The sequence below is a fragment of the Brumimicrobium aurantiacum genome, assembly GCF_003402975.1.
Classification (GTDB): domain Bacteria; phylum Bacteroidota; class Bacteroidia; order Flavobacteriales_D; family Crocinitomicaceae; genus Brumimicrobium; species Brumimicrobium aurantiacum.
Genome location: NZ_QURB01000003.1, coordinates 245879 through 263572, shown reverse-complemented (window position 1 = coordinate 263572; position 17694 = coordinate 245879). Strand labels below are relative to the sequence as shown.

The following is a 17694-nucleotide window of genomic DNA, read 5'->3' as shown; positions in this document are numbered from 1 at the left end:
CTCATCCCTTTTGCAAACATAGGATGACGGCTATCGCTTGTGTATAAGGGTGAAAAAGAGGAAGGGAAGCTACGCTTTCCTTCCTCTTTTTCAAGTATTCTCTCCTCCGAATCGTCATTTCGATCATCTGGAGAAATCTTTTTTGAAAGGTGGATTGAGGATTTTGGTAATGGCAGTTAATGATGATGAAGGCATCAATCCCTAGCTTCCTCTCCTTGTAGATTTCAATCGAACCACTTCTTCTCCGTGCCTTTAGGTCGGAATCTTTCTTCCTATCTTGAGCTCTGCGTAAGTTTACCCTCTAAACAGGAAGAAATCTTTTTTCATGTCTTCGATTAGGCCTTCTTCGTTGGTGAGGATGTATTCAATGGCTTTAGCAGTGAACTCCTCCCCTTTTGGGGTTAAGGAAACCAATTCATGATCAATCGTTATCATGTTGTTTTTCAATGCTAAATTTAAAACGGTCTTACTTCGTACTTTCGCCCAATTGATATGTTCATTGAGGTGTTTTACATGACGCTCTTCGGGTTCACTGTGATTTTGTAAATGGAGCAAAAAAGTAATTAAGGAAACCTCTGAACGTTGTTGTTTTTCTCTGTAAATCACAGCAAACAAACCTTTGGCTGGGGCAAATAAATAGACGATAAGAAATACTAAACCTAACATTGTGGTCATGCTTCCGGCAATAGATGCATCGAGTGCATGGGCCATCCAATATCCTGCTATCGCACTAAAAACACCGAAAAAACTAGACAAAACAAGCATTTTCTTCAAATTGGTGGTCAATAAATAGGCTGAAGCGGCTGGTGCGATCATCAAAGCAACGACTAAAATTGCACCGACAGCATCAAAAGCACCGACTGTGGTTACAGAGGCAACGCTCATCAATCCATAGTGTATGACCAAAGGTGAAAAACCTAAAGAAGTCGCTAGTCCCGCATCGAAGGTACTCAGCTTTAATTCCTTGAAAAAGGCAAATAATAACACCAGTGTCAACAATAAAATAGAGCCGATTACCCACAAAGATTTTGGTCCTAAATCGACTTCACTATAATACACTCGATCAAATGGTGTAAAGGCCAATTCACCCAGCAAAACGGCATCAACATCAAGGTGAATATCGTTGGCGTATTGTGCAATTAAAATCACACCAATACTGAACAAAACAGGAAATACCAACCCAATGGCGGTGTCTTCTTTTACGAGTTTTGTTTGTTGAATTTTCTCCACCAAAACAACAGTTAAAACTCCAGTAATTGCTGCAAATAGAATTAACCAAGGTGAATTTAAATCTTGCGTGATAAAAAATCCGACCACCAATCCTGGCAAGATGGAGTGGCTAATAGCATCACTGATCATGGCCATTTTTCGCAAGACCAAAAACGTTCCTGGAATCGCACAAGCAATTGCTACTAAACTTGCAATCAAATGTATTTCGAATTGTGCATTAGTCATTGTCCTTGTTTTGATTATATAAATTCTTTGCCACTTCAAATCCTTTGGGTGTCATGCTCCACAAGTCACCTTCTACACTTACTAAATCTTGAGCCACCAATTTGTTTAAACTTTTCTTACTGTATCCTCTAAAATTGTTCAAGATCCTAATTTTATGTGGATGCGAGATATTTTGGTGACTTTCCACAATATGATACATAAAAGTCAAGGTTTTTTGTAATTCTAAATCGTTTCGGTTTTGAATTAAGCGAATGCGTTTGAAAAGTAAACCACGTTTTGGAGAAAATATAAAGGAAAAAAGCACGAAAACGGATGCCACTAAAACAATAACAGGTCCCGTTGAAAGGTTGTTTTGTGTTGCACTAATTCCCGTTCCAATTACACCAGCGAAAGCTCCAAAAACAGCGGCTAAAAACACCATTATCCCCAAACTGTTGGTCCATTGTCTGGCTGCTGCAGCCGGAGCAAGTAACATGGCACTCATCAGTACAACGCCTACCGTTTGAAGTCCTAGAACTATCGCCATGACAATAAAACTCGTGATTAAAACGTCTATGATTTTCGTATTAAAGCCTAAAGTATGAGCGTAATCTTTATCAAAAAGTAAGATTTTAAACTCTTTCCAGAATAAGAATAAAACGATTAAACAAGCACCCATTACAATTGCCATTAACCATACATCGCTTTCTACCAAAGTGGCAGCTTGACCAAATAGGTATTTATCCAGTCCAGCTTTATTTGCGTTGGGTTGCTTCTGAATATAGGTCAATAATAGCATACCAAATCCAAAAAAGACAGACAGAATTAAGCCGAGGGCTGTATCCGATTTCAAATGTGTTTTAGCTGTAATCCCCCGAATCCAAAAAGTTCCGATTAAACCGCTAATCAAAGCTCCAATAAGCAAGATATTTGTGTCTTTAGTTCCAGTAAATAAAAAGGCTAAAGCTATTCCAGGAAGAGCAGCATGAGATATCGCATCTCCCAAAAGACTTTGTTTTCTCAATACAGCAAAACTCCCCAACATCCCCGTTACAGCGCCTAAAATCGCGGTTCCCAATGTGATGGTACGCAGTGTGTAATCGCTGAAAACAAGTTGTATGTATTCTGTTAAATCCATTATCTCTATTCTTCCTAAATACTATCTTTTAGTTAAAATGTCATCCATCCAATATTGAGCTTTTACTTTTTACCATCGCCGTAAAAAGTAAACAAAAAAGTCTAGCCCTTGAAAGACCTTTTACCCACTAAGTCTTCACTTCTGAAAATTTAAAAACTTGTCTCGTTCCTCAACTTCAAACACTTTAAATTTTTACAGAAGAATGAAAACAAGCGGGACCCAAACGTGGTTTTTCAATGGGCGTCCTAAAAACTAACTTTTTTCTTTATTTTAAACTATATCAACAACTTCATTTTATTTCGGTGACTTCGGCGACTTCGACAAGCTCTCATCGACAAGCTCAGAGCAACGCAGTCACCTAGCCTCGCTGGTGATTAAGAATCCTAAGCTAGTCAAAAAACGAAATCACCAGTTATTCATTTTTAATTTTACATTCTTCATTTAAAATTACTTCTGAATACTCACTTTATAATTAATTCCATAGGTTTTTGTCAAATTATCATCGTGGTAAATAACTTTCACGGGTCCTGTAGCAATTTTCTTTACATTTAGGAAAGTCACCCAATCAAAATATTCGGGAACAGTTTGCAAATCATGGTGCACCACCACAACAGTTTTCCCTGCTTTTCTCAATTCTTTTAAAATATTGATTATCGCCACTTCTGTTGTAGCATCAACCCCTTGAAATGGTTCGTCCATAAAATAAATTGAAGCATCTTGCACCAAAGCTCTTGCGAGGAAAACGCGTTGTTGCTGACCACCTGACAATTGACTAATTTGTCGACCTTTAAAAGAAAGCATTCCTACTTTCTCAAGTGCTTCCAATGCTTTTTTCTTTTGCTTTACACCAGGACGCTTGATCCACCCCAACTTTCCGTAAGTTCCCATCATCACAACATCCAAAGCTGTCGTTGGAAAATCCCAATCAACACTTCCTTTTTGTGGTACATACGCCACATGTTTACGTTGTTTTTTATAAGGTTTACCAAAAATGCTAACACTTCCAGCTATAGGTTTTAAAATCCCTAAAATAGATTTTATTAAAGTAGATTTCCCTGCTCCATTCGGACCAACGATTGCCATTAAAACACCTTCAGGAATTTGCAAATCAATATCCCACAACACTGGCTTGTAATTATAAGCTACAGTAAGGTCATCTATTTTCACAGCAATTTTCTCCATTATTTCAAGGCATTTACAATCGTGTTGACATTATACTTAAACATTCCGATATATGTACCTTCGGCGGAATTTTGATCTCCCAAAGCATCAGAGTAAAGTGTTCCACCAATTGAAACTTCATGTCCTTTTGAGTTTACAGCTGCTTTTAGGGCTTCTACAGTACGTTGTGGAACAGAACTTTCAATAAATATCGCTTTCACTTTATGATCAATGATATAAGCTGCCGTTTTTTGAACATCTTGAACTCCAGCTTCTGTGGCCGTTGATAAACCTTGCAGCCCAACCACATCAAAAGCGTAGGCTTGTCCAAAATAATTGAAGGCATCATGGGCAGTTACCAATCTACGTTCATCTTTTGTCAAACTACTTATATTAGTCGCTATTTCTTTCTGCAAATCATTGAGTTGAGTTAAATATTCAGTCGCATTTTCTTTATAATAATCCGCATTTTTAGAATCTTCTACTGACAAACGATTAGCTACAAAAACGGATATTTTCTTCCAATTGGCAATATCAAACCAGATATGTGGATCATAATTCGACTCAAACAAAGCTGATTTAATCAATTTTGAATGTTCAAGTGTATCTGCAATAGCAACAGTTTTTATGTTTTGACTTTTCATTCGTTCAAAAACATCCACCAACTTTCCTTCAAGATGCAAACCATTATAGAAAACCAAGTCTGCCCCCGCCAATTTTGCAACATCACCTTCACTCGCCTTAAACAAATGAGGATCTACCCCTGCTCCCATCAAGCCATCGACATTAACTTTTTCTGCTCCAATTTGTTGAACCAAATCTGTAATCATTGTGGTTGTCGTAACAACATTCAACAAGTCATTTTCTGATTTATCTTGCCCATTCTCACACCCCATTATTACAGCGCTTAACAAGGCAAAAACAAAAATTATTTTCATTCGTCTAAATATTTATTGCGAAGTTACGAAAATTTCAGAGATAAGTTTTATGTTAGGGTTATTTAAATAGTTTTTTAGTTCGTTAGTTCAATAGTTTTCAAGTTAGGTAGTTTTCAAGTTATTTAGTTTTCAAGTTTTTCAAGTTCGATAGTTTTCAAGTTAGGTAGTTTTCAAGTTATTTAGTTTTCAAGTTTTCAAGTTGGTTAGTTATCAAGTTGGTTAGTTATCAAGTTTTAAAGTTGGATAGTTTGGTTACATCTATACTCTTGCCCAATACTCATGCTGATTTTTACCTGTATGCTCTTGCTCAAAACTCTTGCTGATTTGGCGTCCTGTTCTGCCTACACCTCCAATCTGTCTCCTGTTTTTGCCATGCTGTAAAATCCCCAAAAAGGAGCATTCCGTTGGTCGCTCTTTTCGTGAATACAGCTGAGCAAAACAGTTCAACAGGATTTCCGTTTCCGTCAGGGCCGGGGGAATACCAATGCCTAAGAATACAATTTCCAGTAAAGTAAGCAGAAATTAAGAATAAAGGGAGTTCACGCATTTTAAGACATAGCTTTGCAACTTATCATTTAGTATTTGGAACAGATTTAAGATTTATTCAATTTTTAAAGGGACACAGCAGTAGTAAAACGACAGAAATATATACGCAAGTAGCAACAAATCATCTTAAAAATATTAAAAGTCCGATTGAATTATTAAATTTGGACTAAAACATACAGTATGGCTAAACGTAATACGATTAGCCAATTGTTGTAGATAATTTGAATGAAAACCCATATTCTTATAATTTCAGTACTATTAAGTACAATTTCTTTTTCGCAGATGACTGAAAAAACATACGGCTGGGCAATATATGATGATGAAGCTTCTGAATTTTCAGAAAGTTTTAAGGAACAGATGTCTATACAGCTTGAAAAGAGGTTTAATAAGTTTCTTAAGATCGACAATGTTGTTTCCGAAAAAGAATTCATGCTTTTTGTTGGACAATCTGATATGAAGATAACATATAAAGATGGTTTTGGATTTGCACTGGTAGAAGTTCTATCTTCAGGAATGTTTAGTAACTACCTAACTGCATATTGGAGATTAGAAGATTCAACAAGAATTGAATCAGCAACCAAGTTAACATCATTAGACTCAAGTAGCATAGAATTTGGGTGGTGTGCTGATTTTGATCCAAAAGTTTTTTTAAAACACGTCTCTTCTATACAAAAACTTGATACGAAAAAATATAATATTGCATTTGAAGTCGAATATGACTTTAACTCATATCCAGATCTTTCAGTTGAGTTTAAATTTAAAAACGAACCATCAGAAAAAGAACTGGAGGCAATTCAAAACACAGTGTCTTCATCACTTTCAAGAGCTTATGTTAGTAAAATTTCTTTAGCTGATGACAAACATTACTGTATAATAGATTTTCAGGGTCAGAAATATGAAGAGGGAACTGCAGACCTTTTGGAGCTTGTGAAGAAATTGAACGGAGGAGACGAAAAAGATATAATTGAATTAATTAGAATAAAGTAAAACTATCTACAACAGCAAATAATCACAAGCGGCGAACGTTCATACGTGGTAGCCGCATGTGCCTATTTGCAAAACGTTAGCGGAAATTAAAAACACAATGAATCAAGAGCATATATTATATCGAATATCACAACTCCTTTCTAGATTCAGAGAGCAAATCAAAATATTAAATTCAAATGGAGAGTTTAGTATAAATACTCATGCTGAAAACATCCTTATTAAAGTTTTAAACGAGATATATCAATGTGATCTTGAAAATGTAAATTATTCCGAGAACAAAACTTACCCAAGTATTGACTTAAGAGATAAATCGAATAAAATAGCAATACAAGTAACATCAACTGCAGACCTCAAAAAGGTTAAACACACATTGGAAAAATTTATTGAGAAAGGAATTTATAAAGATTTTGAAAGACTGTTCATTTTCATAATCACCGAAAAACAATCTAAATATGATCAATCGAAAATAGACGAAATTACCAATGGGAAATTCACATTTAAGACTGAGTCTATAATTGACCGAACAAATATTTATTTAGAATTAAACAAACAAAACGATTTAAAAAAAATCAATCGAATCTGCATTTTACTAGAAGAGCAGTTTGCGGATAACAAGCCTGAATTAGATAAGTGGGATCTATATTGTAAAGGGTTAGAAGAATATGATAAATACATAAAAAACTACTACAACTTTCTAGATATAAAAGGCTTTTCCCCTAAAATAAACAATACACAAGTTAAAATAAATCTTGAAAAAATTTACGTACCATTAGCTTTAAAAATTGAAAGTGAGATTGGATCGACTGAGAAAAAAGAAGAGGTTGAGATATTATATTCTATCGAAAAGGCTTTAATCGATTTTAACAAAATAGTAATTCTAGGAGACCCTGGCTCTGGTAAATCTACCATTCTAAAATATTTAGCATACAAAATATGCTCTAAAAGACCCACTGAGAGCATATTAAGTGACTTAGTGCCAGTAATTATTAAGGGGAGTGAATTTTCGAAATACGTATCTACAACTTCAAAAAAGTTATCCGAATATATAATTGATCAAATTGATAAAAAATTTGAGTTTCTATTTACGGAGAAACTTGAAAGTAATCAATTGTTAGTTTTAATTGATGGAATTGACGAAATCAATAATATCAGTTTAAGACATTCTGTTGTTAACCGCATTAATTCTTTTATTGCTCAATATCCAGAAATAAAAATAATTGTATCATCAAGAATTGTTGGATATAAAGAGACCCGGTTAAATGGTTATTTCAATCATCTTCAAGTAGTTGAATTTAAAAAAGAACAAATCGAACTATTTGTTAATAGTTGGTATTTATCTATTGCTTCAAACTCTGATAACGATAAAAAGTCTGCGAAGAAAAGTGCGAATGAATTATTCAAATCAATTAAAAAGAATGATTCTGTACTAAAGATGGCTAGCAACCCTCTTTTAGTGACAATAATTGCCTTGATACATCATCAAGGTGGCGCATTACCTGAAAAACGAGTTTCTCTTTACGATATTGCAACTTCAACTTTTTTAGAAAATTGGGTTAGACAGAGAGAGACAGAAAGAAACTCTTCTTTTGATAAAGAAACTTTAATTTCAATTCTAGCACCTATTTCATATCATATTCACCAGAATTATGCTACAGGTCTAATTACTGAGACCGAATTAAAATCGCTATTTAAAAAAGAATATAAAAATGTTTATCCTTATCAAAGTAAAAAAGAAGAAACTCAAGACCTAAAGGACTTGATTAACTTCTTACGTGAAGATGCAGGTTTTTTATTTGAAAAAGGTTTAGATACAAATGGGGAATCATTATTCGGGTTTGTTCATCAAACTTTTCAGGAATATTTTACTTCCATTGAATTTAAAACAAGGTGGAAAGAAGATTATTATGCGGATAATCTTTATGAATACGTTTTCAACCCTAATTGGACTGAAGTTATTAAGTTGTCCGCTTCCTCTTTCAAATTCACTGAACAAGGTCGGTTAGGAAGACAATATTCTACAAATTTCTTAAAAGATATCTTAAGTGTTAATGATCCTATTGAAGAAATGTATCGTCCTTTAAAATTAGTGCTCCAAGCATTAATTGATGATACTGAAGTTGAATTTTCATTTTTCATCGAATTAATTGATCAAATTTTCAAAGAAATTCTTTCTCTAGATGAACATCATGGCCCGAAATATGAACTCAACAGGGAAGTTTCATCATTTAAATATTTTGTTGCATCACTCTTAGAAACAAAAACGTATCAAAATTATCTAGTCGAAAGAATAATCCATGAAGTTAAAGATGAGCGAACATCTTCCTTATTAAAGTACAATTTGGTTCGAATATTAATTGATAAGTCTAATATCCAAGTTGTAAAAAATGAACTTATTAGTATCCTCAAATCAGATAATACTGAATTGAAAAAACTGCTTTTTGAATATAATGTGGTGATGCCTGTTGCAGAGATTGTTTTCACAGAGGAATTTCGCAATTCCATTGTTGATTTTATTAATACTACAGATTATATAGAAAGTTATAGTGGTCATTTACCTACTCAATATCATTGTGCTTTTGAGAAAACTATAAAGCAAGGTGATCTCGCTTCATATATAGAAAAAAGTTCTTCTGAATCGTTTGATGAAAAGTATAAAGAAGAACTTTTACTTTCAATAAGACTAATTGAAAACGAAAAAATTAAGTATGATTACATTAATTCTATTGTATTTTCAATAGGAATGCATGATTTAGAGAGCCTAAAAGAATATGTTAAATCAATAAAAAATGAGTATCCAAAATTGAAACTTCCCAAAATTAAGAAGCACATTCTTGAATTAGAGAAGTTTAATTCTTATGGCATAAATGAATACGAAATATTAGAATTTGACAATATTAAAATCTATAATAAAAAGGATGAACCTTCAATATTTGCCTTTATAAAAAATGAAGAAGTTAAATTTTTAACCTACCCCTTCAAGGAGTCTGATTTGACCATTTATTTTAATAGTAAGACAAAGTCATTTTTAAAATTTCTCGATTTAATTCTTCCATCAATAATTAGTTCAAAATCTATACTGTCAATTACAAGAAGTGCTGATTTACTTAAATTCATTAAGTTTCAAAAACATATCCACTGGCACACTAGACTAGATATGACTGACATTATTCATTACAGCCTTCAAAAGTTAATTGATAAAAAATTAGATTATGATGAAAATATATTGAATTGGATAAAAACACAATCGGAAATAAGGTACAGAAGATTCAAACTTTCTGACAATTTCAATAAATCAGAATTTATTTCCAAAATAGAATCCTCAAAACTTAAGACACATGATAAACTATACATTCTAAGTCTCATCGGAGAAAAGGAAGATTTTGAAAAGTATATCATTCCAACTATTAAAAGTATGAATGATGCAGAATCAGAAAAAAATAAAAAAGAGATTAAACAGGTGTTATACGAAATACTATAAAACTTCCGCTAATAACTAAGTCTTCGGCGTGCCGATAGGCCAACGCTGAAGACCATGTTGACGGATCCGGACTTCCTTATGGGGAAAGCGATTTGATACCTTGTTTTTGAAAAATTATTATAGTGTGTTACGCTTTGATTATGAGCGAGCATTTCGCATTTAAGTTGATTGAATACAATTCTTTGTTCTTAAAAAGGAGTATTTTCCAGATGTTTCATTGTTTTTATGTTCATTTCATTACTTATAAGCCATAACTTCTCCATTACGCACATGTCGTTTTATTTATATTGTTGATTTATTGATACTTAAAGTTTTTCTCCAGTTTTTTGGGGGACCTCTTCCATCAAAAAGAAGAACAGTAATGAGTTTATCTTTTTTGCATATTGGACATCGCCTATGATGAGTTGGATTTTCTTTAATAATTTCCGCTGTATTTTGTTTATTCAATAACTTTTGAAGTTCGGGAAGCTTTACCTTTTTCCAGCTTTTACTAGCTAACTAAACTCCATTCTAAAAATGAACATTTTGATTAAAATAAAATGACTACTTTAGACTAAAAATTAAATATAAACGGCGACAATACGTAGCTTGGACGTTGTGTGCAACCTAAAAAAAACGAATGAATAACGAACAAACTGCAATACGAACAACTTATTTCAGTATAATTGGAAATACGACTTTAGCCTTGATAAAAGGACTTGCGGGATTTTTGGGGAATTCTTATGCGTTAATTGCAGATGCGATTGAATCAACAACAGACATTTTTGCTTCACTTTTAGTTTTATTGGGGTTTAAATATGCCAAACGACCAGCGGACGAAAACCATCCTTACGGACACGGAAAAATTGAACCTTTAATTACATTTGGAGTCGTTACTTTTCTTGTGGTTTCTGCTACAATAATTGCATATGAAAGTATCCAAAACATTCAAACACCTCATAAAATTCCGAAATCTTGGACTTTGATTGTTTTGGGACTAATAATAGTTTGGAAAGAAATCTCTTTTCAAATCGTAATTAGAAAAAGTAAACAAACCAATAGTTCTTCACTTAAAGCAGATGCTTGGCATCATAGAAGTGATGCAATTACTTCGGTAACGGCATTCATTGGAATTTCAATAGCAATAATATTCGGTAATGGCTATGAAACTGCTGATGATTGGGCAGCCTTATTTGCTTCAGCGTTTATCTTATATAATAGTTATTTAATATTAAGACCTGCATTAGGAGAAGTTATGGACGAGCAACTTTATGACGACCTAATACTTGAAATTAGAGAAAAATCAATAGAAGTTAAAGGTGTTTTGGACACGGAAAAATGTTTTATCCGAAAATCAGGAATGAAATATCACGTTGATTTACACGCAATTGTAAATAGTGAAATAACAGTAAAATCAGGGCACGATATTGCACATAAATTAAAGGACTATTTACGAGAAGAAATACCGAATTTGGGACACGTACTAATTCATATTGAACCGAATGAATAAAAGCCAGCAGGTAATAACTAGGTCTTCGGCGTGCCGAGCGTCTCCGTTTACCAATGGATTACCCCCTAAGGTTGTGAGATCGCTTCGCTAAGTTGGCACCTTTTCGACAAGTTCAATGGGGCCATTTCAGCAAGCTAAACGGAACCATTTCAACCAACTCATTTCAGTCCGGTGAACTACGAATTTCTTTTTTAGTATTTTAGATCAAGAGAAAATTATTAATTTGGAATGAAATTAAATGAGTCGAGAGTAAAAAGCTGCGACACCTTAGCCAAGAAATTAAAAATAACATGAAAATTAATCCTTATATTTTGGTATTGATATCATCAGCTATCATTGGCTGTTCCAAAGAAAATGATCTAGACCCTGTAAGCCCTATAGCTGACGATATAACATATAGTGAACTCAATCCGAATATACATTTAACCTCAGTCGATTCTCTAATTTACCATGGTTCAGGATGCGGATATGTTCCTTCCCCTTCAGACTCTACGGCGAGTGTTTCTTTTGATATCGATAATGATAATGTAGTTGACTTTACTCTTTCATGCAATTCCTGGTACAATTTCGTTAGTGCTAGCGGACCTTGTGCAAACTACAACACAAGTATTGTGCTTTCTGGAACATCTAACAATAATAAAGTAGCCATAAATGGTAATTATAATATTGTTAAAAAACATGATTTAAATGATGTGATTGATAATTCACTACTCTGGTCAAATACAGCGAGGCTAATGTTATCTTCTGCATCAGCACCATTTGAAACAAATTTTGATGACACAGTATATTTAGGCCTTAAAATAAACACAGATCAAGGAGATTATTTTGGATGGATTTACATCGATAAAAATGGATATGACGTAACAGTAAAGTCTTATGCATTTAATCAATCGGTAAATAATTCAATAAATGCTGGACAAACAGAATAATCTATGACTAATAACTAAGTCTTCCCACCAGTGAACGAATAAACTTGTGCCGAGCGTCTCCGTTTACCTACGAATTACGCCCTTCGGTTGTGAGATTGTTTCGCTAAGCCAGTATAAGTAGGATGACCTAGCGTATAAAGAAAACATTTGAACACCTTTTTTAAACAAAATATTTGATTTAATTTACCTTCAGACATAGTTTATTGCTATTTTAGTGGGTAATAGAAGCTTCTAAACGAAGGAGGAAGCGTTTAATAGAAAATAAACAACATTAAAATCTTTTTTTTCAGAACAGTGCACATAATTAAAAAATACGATGAAACTTATTTTAAAAACATCCCTATTTCTGCTGTTTTACTTATTGCTTAGCGGTTGCTCTGGACCTATTAATATTGACTCGGTAGAAATCAAAGATGAACTATTCTTCAAAGATGGTGAACGGTTTTCAGGAGAATTATATTCTAAGAGTAAAAAAGGTTTTTTTGGGGATATCGGTACTATATTAACAGGCGATTCCATTATTTACGTAATAGATGATGGCTTTTGTAACAAGATCAAATGCTTTAAAGAAAATAGTTTAGTACTTGAAATAAATCAAGAACCGATTCAAGATAAAATCCGTCGTACTACGAGTTTTTATACCAAAACAAACTCAGGTGGAAATGAAGTTCGATATCAAACATCTTCTATTGATGGAAAGCTAGAAGGCGAAACAATAGAATGGGCATTCGATGGAGAAGGGATATTAGGTTCTAATGAGCGTTACATAAAAACAGTCCAAAATTTCAAGAACAATGAAAAGGATGGAGAAACGATTAATTACTATAGAAACGGAGACAAAAAAGAAGTCTTAAACTTTAAAAATGGACAGTTATCTGGTAAAAGTAAAGGATGGTATCCAAATGGAAATCTTGAATACGAAAAGCTTTACAATAACAACTCGCTAGTAGAAGAAAAAAATTACTACAGAAAAGCAAATGTTTTAAAAAACAAAAAAATATATTCAAATTTTAAGGTACAAGAAGAATATAAATGGAGTTTTAACGAGGTGCTTTTTTATCAGAAAAAAGGAGACCAAATGGATAGTTTAATTCTTGATGGATATTATGAGTTTATCGACAACGAAAAAGAGACACATGTAAATTACGTTAAAGGCAAAAAGGAAGGAAAAGTTGAAATTTTCTACCCTAATGGAAAAAAATGGGAAGAATTAATTTATGAGAACGGAATAAGAAATGGTGTTCACAAAAAGTGGTATCTCAACGGAGAATTAGCGCTAGAAGTAAATTATTTGAAGGGTAAGAAACACGGTACAGAAAAAAAGATGTATGATTCTGGAGATAAATGGCATGTTATTGAGTATAAAAATGGATTGAAATCAGGAACTTCCAATTCTTGGTATAAAAATGGGCAATTAGCAAAAACTGAAACTTTTTCCAATGGTGTAAATCAAGGTACTTCAACAGAATATTATCAAAGCGGAAAAAAATGGAAGGAGATAAAATATTCACAAGTCTCTAAAGGAACAGCTGGTCTTTATCAATCATGGTTTAAAGATGGTGCAAAAGCTGAAGAATATGAGCTTTTAAACGGTAAGAAACATGGCTATTATAAAAAATGGTGGGGTAATGGAAAGTTGAGACTTCAAGTTGATTACGTAGAGGGTTTAAAGAATGGAGCCTATAAAAATTGGTTGGAAGACGGTACTTTATATAGTGAAAGGATGTACATTAAAGATAAAGAACAGTAAGTTCCTCGATTTCTGAAAGTTTAGTCTCCTTCCATTTTTTTTTGCATTTAAAACCGTGGAGGAAAATCTTGATGGAATTAAAATAATAACAGAAAACATTAACTGTAGGGTAATTTAAAAATGCCACTCACACGTCCTAAAAATCACGAATCAGCTCACCTAACCGTTTTTACGTATTTTTAACCTCTAACAACACAAGCTATAAATAAGACAGACTACACAAAAATGAAAGACTATTTTAGTTTACAATTGGTAATGACAAACCGAAAGATAAAAGAGGCGGGCATAAACCCGTTTTTCGGTTACCTGTTAGTTTTATTAGTTTTCATTTTGCTTTCAGCATATATTTATCAAAAAACTGATTTTGCAAAATACTTAGTGCTTTTGATTTGCTTTAGTTTACAGCTTAGACTTTCCGAGAAAAACAGGACAGACTTTTTAATTACAACTTTTGGAGATAAAACTAAAAAGATCAAAAGGGTTTTAGAAAACTTGATTGTATGCATTCCATTTGTCTTCATTCTCGTTTATAAATCCAATTTTAATGAAACAAGTATTTTATTTTTGATGTCGATTGTTCTTGCATTAATTTCTTTGCAAACCAATCTTAATTTCACAATCCCCACCCCTTTTTCAAAAAGACCCTTTGAATTTCCGGTCGGTTTTAGGAAAACATTCTTCATTTTCCCTATTTCCTATGTGCTGACAATTATTGCAATTATCGTAGATAATCTGAACCTGGGAATATTTTCAATGTTGTTGATTTTCTTAACCTCATCGAGTTTTTACACCAAACCTGAAAACGAATATTATGTTTGGATACACGCAGAAACGCCTAAATCATTTTTGAAAAATAAAATCAGTATAGCTACGAAATTTGTAACACTCGTAGTTTCCCCAATTTTATTTAGTCTTTTCATTTTCTATCTAACTGACCTTGTGATGATATTCCTATTTTTCTTAATAGGGCTATTGTTTTTGTGGGCCATAATTTTTGTAAAGTATTCAGCATATCCGGATGAAATGAACTTACCTGAAGGTATTATTATTGCGTTAAGTCTATTCTTACCTCCACTATTATTGATTGTTATCCCCTATTTCTATAGAAAATCCATTAACCGATTAAAAGCAATATTGAATGATTAAAATTAAGGACTTAAATAAGAAATTCGGTAATAACGAAGTCTTGAAAAACATTCCAAAAGATTATTTCTTTTACCTTCTGCCACTTCTTCTTTTTTCAACATATTCGTTAATTGTTGGTAACTACAACTCCATAAGTTCAAGTCATGAAATTTTAATGCTCACATTATACTCAAGACTTCCTGAAGGAATTTTCAACTTAATTACAATGAAGTTGGCTTTTCCGATACTGATCATCACGCTATTAATTAACATACTGATCATAAAATACAGAGCTCCCTCAAAAGAAGGCCAGAAAATGATTAATCTATTCAAATGGATTGGGGTCTTTTCATTATTCTATATTCTACTTTTGCCTTTAGGTGGCTATAGAGATTATCGTCCAAACGTTTTAAGACATGATACGATTCTTCCTATAACACTAAGTTTAATTTTCGTTTTTGGTCAAACAACTCTTTATATTATCTATAAACTCTCAAAACAACAGAGATATAGATACTTACCATTAATTGCCTTAGTCTTATTCATATTTACTTTTTCAGATCAACTACCAATAAAAAATAGCTGTGACAGGAAAGCACTTGAGCTTATTGCTAATTCAAATAATGAGGAAGTTAAAATTCAAAATAACTGCAAATTATTGTCATGGAAAATCATTGATTCTCCAAAAGATTCAGAGTTGAGTAGCGAATTATTAAAAAGATGGAACATCATTAAACAAGATAAGTTGTACTACAATATTAAATCTACTTCCCTCGAAAAATCAACACAAACGATGGAGTAATAAGTTTGAAAAATACAATTAAATTTCTATAAAACTTAAACATCAACAATAGAAAACAATAGTTGAATAATGATGAAAAAGGGTGTCCCTCACCAATCAACTAATCACCTGTAATTCAATGCAGTTAACAAATTCAGTGCTTAAAAGCAGGCTACTTTATCTAAATAATTTTATTTTAGCCCCGAGAAAACAAGAAAATCAGATAATATGAAAGCATACGTATTTCCAGGCCAAGGTGCCCAATTTATAGGAATGGGGAAAGATCTTTATGATGCATCTCCAATTGCCAAAGAATTATTCGAAAAGGCTAACGAAATTTTAGGCTTCGACATCACAGAAATCATGTTTAATGGTACAGATGCTCAATTAAAAGAAACGAAGGTTACCCAACCTGCGATTTTCTTGCACTCTGTAGTTTTAGCAAAAGTTCTAGGTGATGATTTTAAACCAGCAATGGTAGCAGGTCACTCTTTAGGTGAATTTTCTGCATTGGTTGCCAATGGTGTTTTGTCATTCGAAGACGGATTAAAATTGGTATATCAACGTGCTTTAGCTATGCAAGAAGCGTGTGAAGCTGAACCGTCTACAATGGCAGCTATTCTTGGATTAGAAGACGAAAAAGTTGAATCAATTTGTGCTGATATTGATGAAGTTGTTGTAGCTGCTAATTACAACTGTCCAGGTCAATTGGTGATTTCTGGATCTAACAAAGGAATTGAAATCGCATGTGAGAAAGCTAAAGAAGCTGGTGCAAAAAGAGCTTTACCTCTTCAAGTTGGTGGTGCATTCCACTCTCCTTTAATGGAACCAGCACGTGAGAAATTAGAAAAAGCGATTCAAGAAACGCCATTTTCTGAAGGTATTTGTCCTGTTTACCAAAACGTAACAGCAAATGCTGTGAGTGATATCAATGCAATCAAAGAAAATTTAATTGCACAGTTAACAGCGCCAGTACGTTGGACGCAAACAATGAAGCAAATGATTGCTGACGGTTGTGAAGAAGTTGTTGAAGTTGGACCAGGTAAGGTTTTACAAGGTTTATTTAAGAAAGTAGATCGTAAATTCCCTACTTCTAGCGCAACTATTGAAGCGTAAATAATATTTTAGGAGTGTGGTGTAAATTGATTTTTAGAAATCTTATTTACACCACGCCCCATTTCTTTTTTAAAGTAAGTTCTTATTTTGAAAGCTTAAATCTCTTAATTTTCTAAAGTATTTCTTGTCTAAATTTTTCTCTAGAATATCAAGATGTTCTATTCTGTGACAATCTGTTCCTAAATAATCTACAATTCCATTGTCAAGCATCAATTCTGCTTGCTTTTTAATTGCCGGTCCATAATGACCAGTCAAAGAGTTCAAATTCATCTGAATTTTCACACCTTTTTCCCGCATTTTGACTGCTGGTTCTATTCCTTCCTCCAAGAAGAAAATATATCTTTCATAATGTGCCAAAACAGGCTTGTACCCATTTGTTTTTATTTTAAAAATGAGTTCGTCAATATTGTTAGGCTTGGCCCCAAATGAAAACTCAAAAAGTAATTCCCTATCTCCAAATGTAAGTAACTTCTCTGTTTCTAAAATTTTCAGGAAATATTCATCGTAAAAATATTCAGCTGCTGCTTCTATCTCTATTGGAATATTTAATCGCTTTACTTCAGCACGAACCGCTTTAAGGCCACCAAGAATTGTTTCCGGGTTATTTCTGTAATAATCAAACATTACATGAGGAGTTGTAATGATTTTTTGATATCCTAAATCTACCATTCGCAATAACATACCAATGGTTTGATCCATAGATTGAGAACCGTCATCAATTCCAGGAATTAAATGACTGTGCATATCAACCCTTAAAGCACCTAAATAATATGGTCGTATAGGTTTGTTTGTATTAAATACTGAATTAATTAATCCCATTCT

The 17694-nt window shown here is 33.2% G+C and carries 14 protein-coding genes; 9 read left to right on the top strand and 5 right to left on the bottom strand.

Going from position 1 to position 17694, the window contains the following annotated elements; genetic code table 11:
• Positions 1–294: 294 nt before the first annotated feature.
• The 4 genes from DXU93_RS06990 to DXU93_RS06975 form a co-directional block, all read right to left on the bottom strand.
• Entirely contained in the window at positions 295–1455 is a 1161-nt protein-coding gene (locus tag DXU93_RS06990) for a metal ABC transporter permease (protein ID WP_116880558.1), read from the bottom strand.
• Entirely contained in the window at positions 1448–2572 is a 1125-nt protein-coding gene (locus DXU93_RS06985) for a metal ABC transporter permease (RefSeq protein WP_116880557.1), read from the bottom strand. Before DXU93_RS06985 ends, DXU93_RS06990 begins: the two co-directional genes overlap by 8 nt.
• Positions 2573–3019: 447 nt before the next feature.
• A complete protein-coding gene (locus tag DXU93_RS06980) occupies positions 3020–3754 on the bottom strand; it encodes a metal ABC transporter ATP-binding protein (RefSeq protein ID WP_116880556.1) in 735 nt (244 codons plus the stop codon).
• Positions 3754–4671 carry a metal ABC transporter solute-binding protein, Zn/Mn family gene (locus tag DXU93_RS06975; RefSeq protein WP_116880555.1) on the bottom strand — a complete coding sequence of 306 codons (918 nt, stop codon included), beginning with the start codon at positions 4669–4671 and terminating at the stop codon, positions 3754–3756. The genes DXU93_RS06980 and DXU93_RS06975 overlap by 1 nt, the downstream gene beginning before the upstream one ends.
• 521 nt (positions 4672–5192) lie before the next feature.
• Here DXU93_RS06975 and DXU93_RS06965 point away from each other — a divergent pair.
• From DXU93_RS06965 to fabD, 9 genes are all read left to right on the top strand, one after another.
• Positions 5193–5387, top strand: coding sequence for a tyrosine-type recombinase/integrase (locus tag DXU93_RS06965; RefSeq protein WP_116880681.1), 195 nt, complete (start codon positions 5193–5195; stop codon positions 5385–5387).
• A gap of 55 nt (positions 5388–5442) precedes the next feature.
• Positions 5443–6204 carry a hypothetical protein gene (locus DXU93_RS06960; protein WP_123776073.1) on the top strand — a complete coding sequence of 254 codons (762 nt, stop codon included), beginning with the start codon at positions 5443–5445 and terminating at the stop codon, positions 6202–6204.
• 97 nt (positions 6205–6301) lie between these two features.
• Complete coding sequence (locus tag DXU93_RS06955) at positions 6302–9682, top strand: SMEK domain-containing protein (protein ID WP_116880552.1); 3381 nt, start codon at positions 6302–6304, stop codon at positions 9680–9682.
• A 619-nt stretch (positions 9683–10301) separates the two neighbouring features.
• Complete coding sequence (locus tag DXU93_RS06950; RefSeq protein ID WP_116880551.1) at positions 10302–11171, top strand: cation diffusion facilitator family transporter; 870 nt, start codon at positions 10302–10304, stop codon at positions 11169–11171.
• A 290-nt stretch (positions 11172–11461) separates the two neighbouring features.
• Positions 11462–12100 carry a hypothetical protein gene (locus tag DXU93_RS06945; RefSeq protein WP_116880550.1) on the top strand — a complete coding sequence of 213 codons (639 nt, stop codon included), beginning with the start codon at positions 11462–11464 and terminating at the stop codon, positions 12098–12100.
• A gap of 316 nt (positions 12101–12416) precedes the next feature.
• Positions 12417–13850, top strand: coding sequence for a toxin-antitoxin system YwqK family antitoxin (locus DXU93_RS06940; protein WP_116880549.1), 1434 nt, complete (start codon positions 12417–12419; stop codon positions 13848–13850).
• A 225-nt stretch (positions 13851–14075) separates the two neighbouring features.
• Positions 14076–14996, top strand: coding sequence for an ABC transporter permease (locus tag DXU93_RS06935; protein WP_123776072.1), 921 nt, complete (start codon positions 14076–14078; stop codon positions 14994–14996).
• Positions 14989–15777 (top strand): hypothetical protein, encoded by a 789-nt coding sequence (locus DXU93_RS06930; protein ID WP_116880547.1) that lies wholly within the window; start codon positions 14989–14991, stop codon positions 15775–15777. Before DXU93_RS06935 ends, DXU93_RS06930 begins: the two co-directional genes overlap by 8 nt.
• A 207-nt stretch (positions 15778–15984) precedes the next feature.
• Positions 15985–16872: an ACP S-malonyltransferase gene (fabD, locus tag DXU93_RS06925; protein ID WP_116880546.1), complete on the top strand. Its 888-nt coding sequence runs from the start codon at positions 15985–15987 to the stop codon at positions 16870–16872.
• Between the two features lie 69 nt (positions 16873–16941).
• Here fabD and DXU93_RS06920 read toward each other — a convergent pair whose 3' ends face one another.
• Entirely contained in the window at positions 16942–17691 is a 750-nt protein-coding gene (locus DXU93_RS06920) for a tyrosine-protein phosphatase (protein ID WP_116880545.1), read from the bottom strand.
• Positions 17692–17694 lie beyond the last annotated feature (3 nt).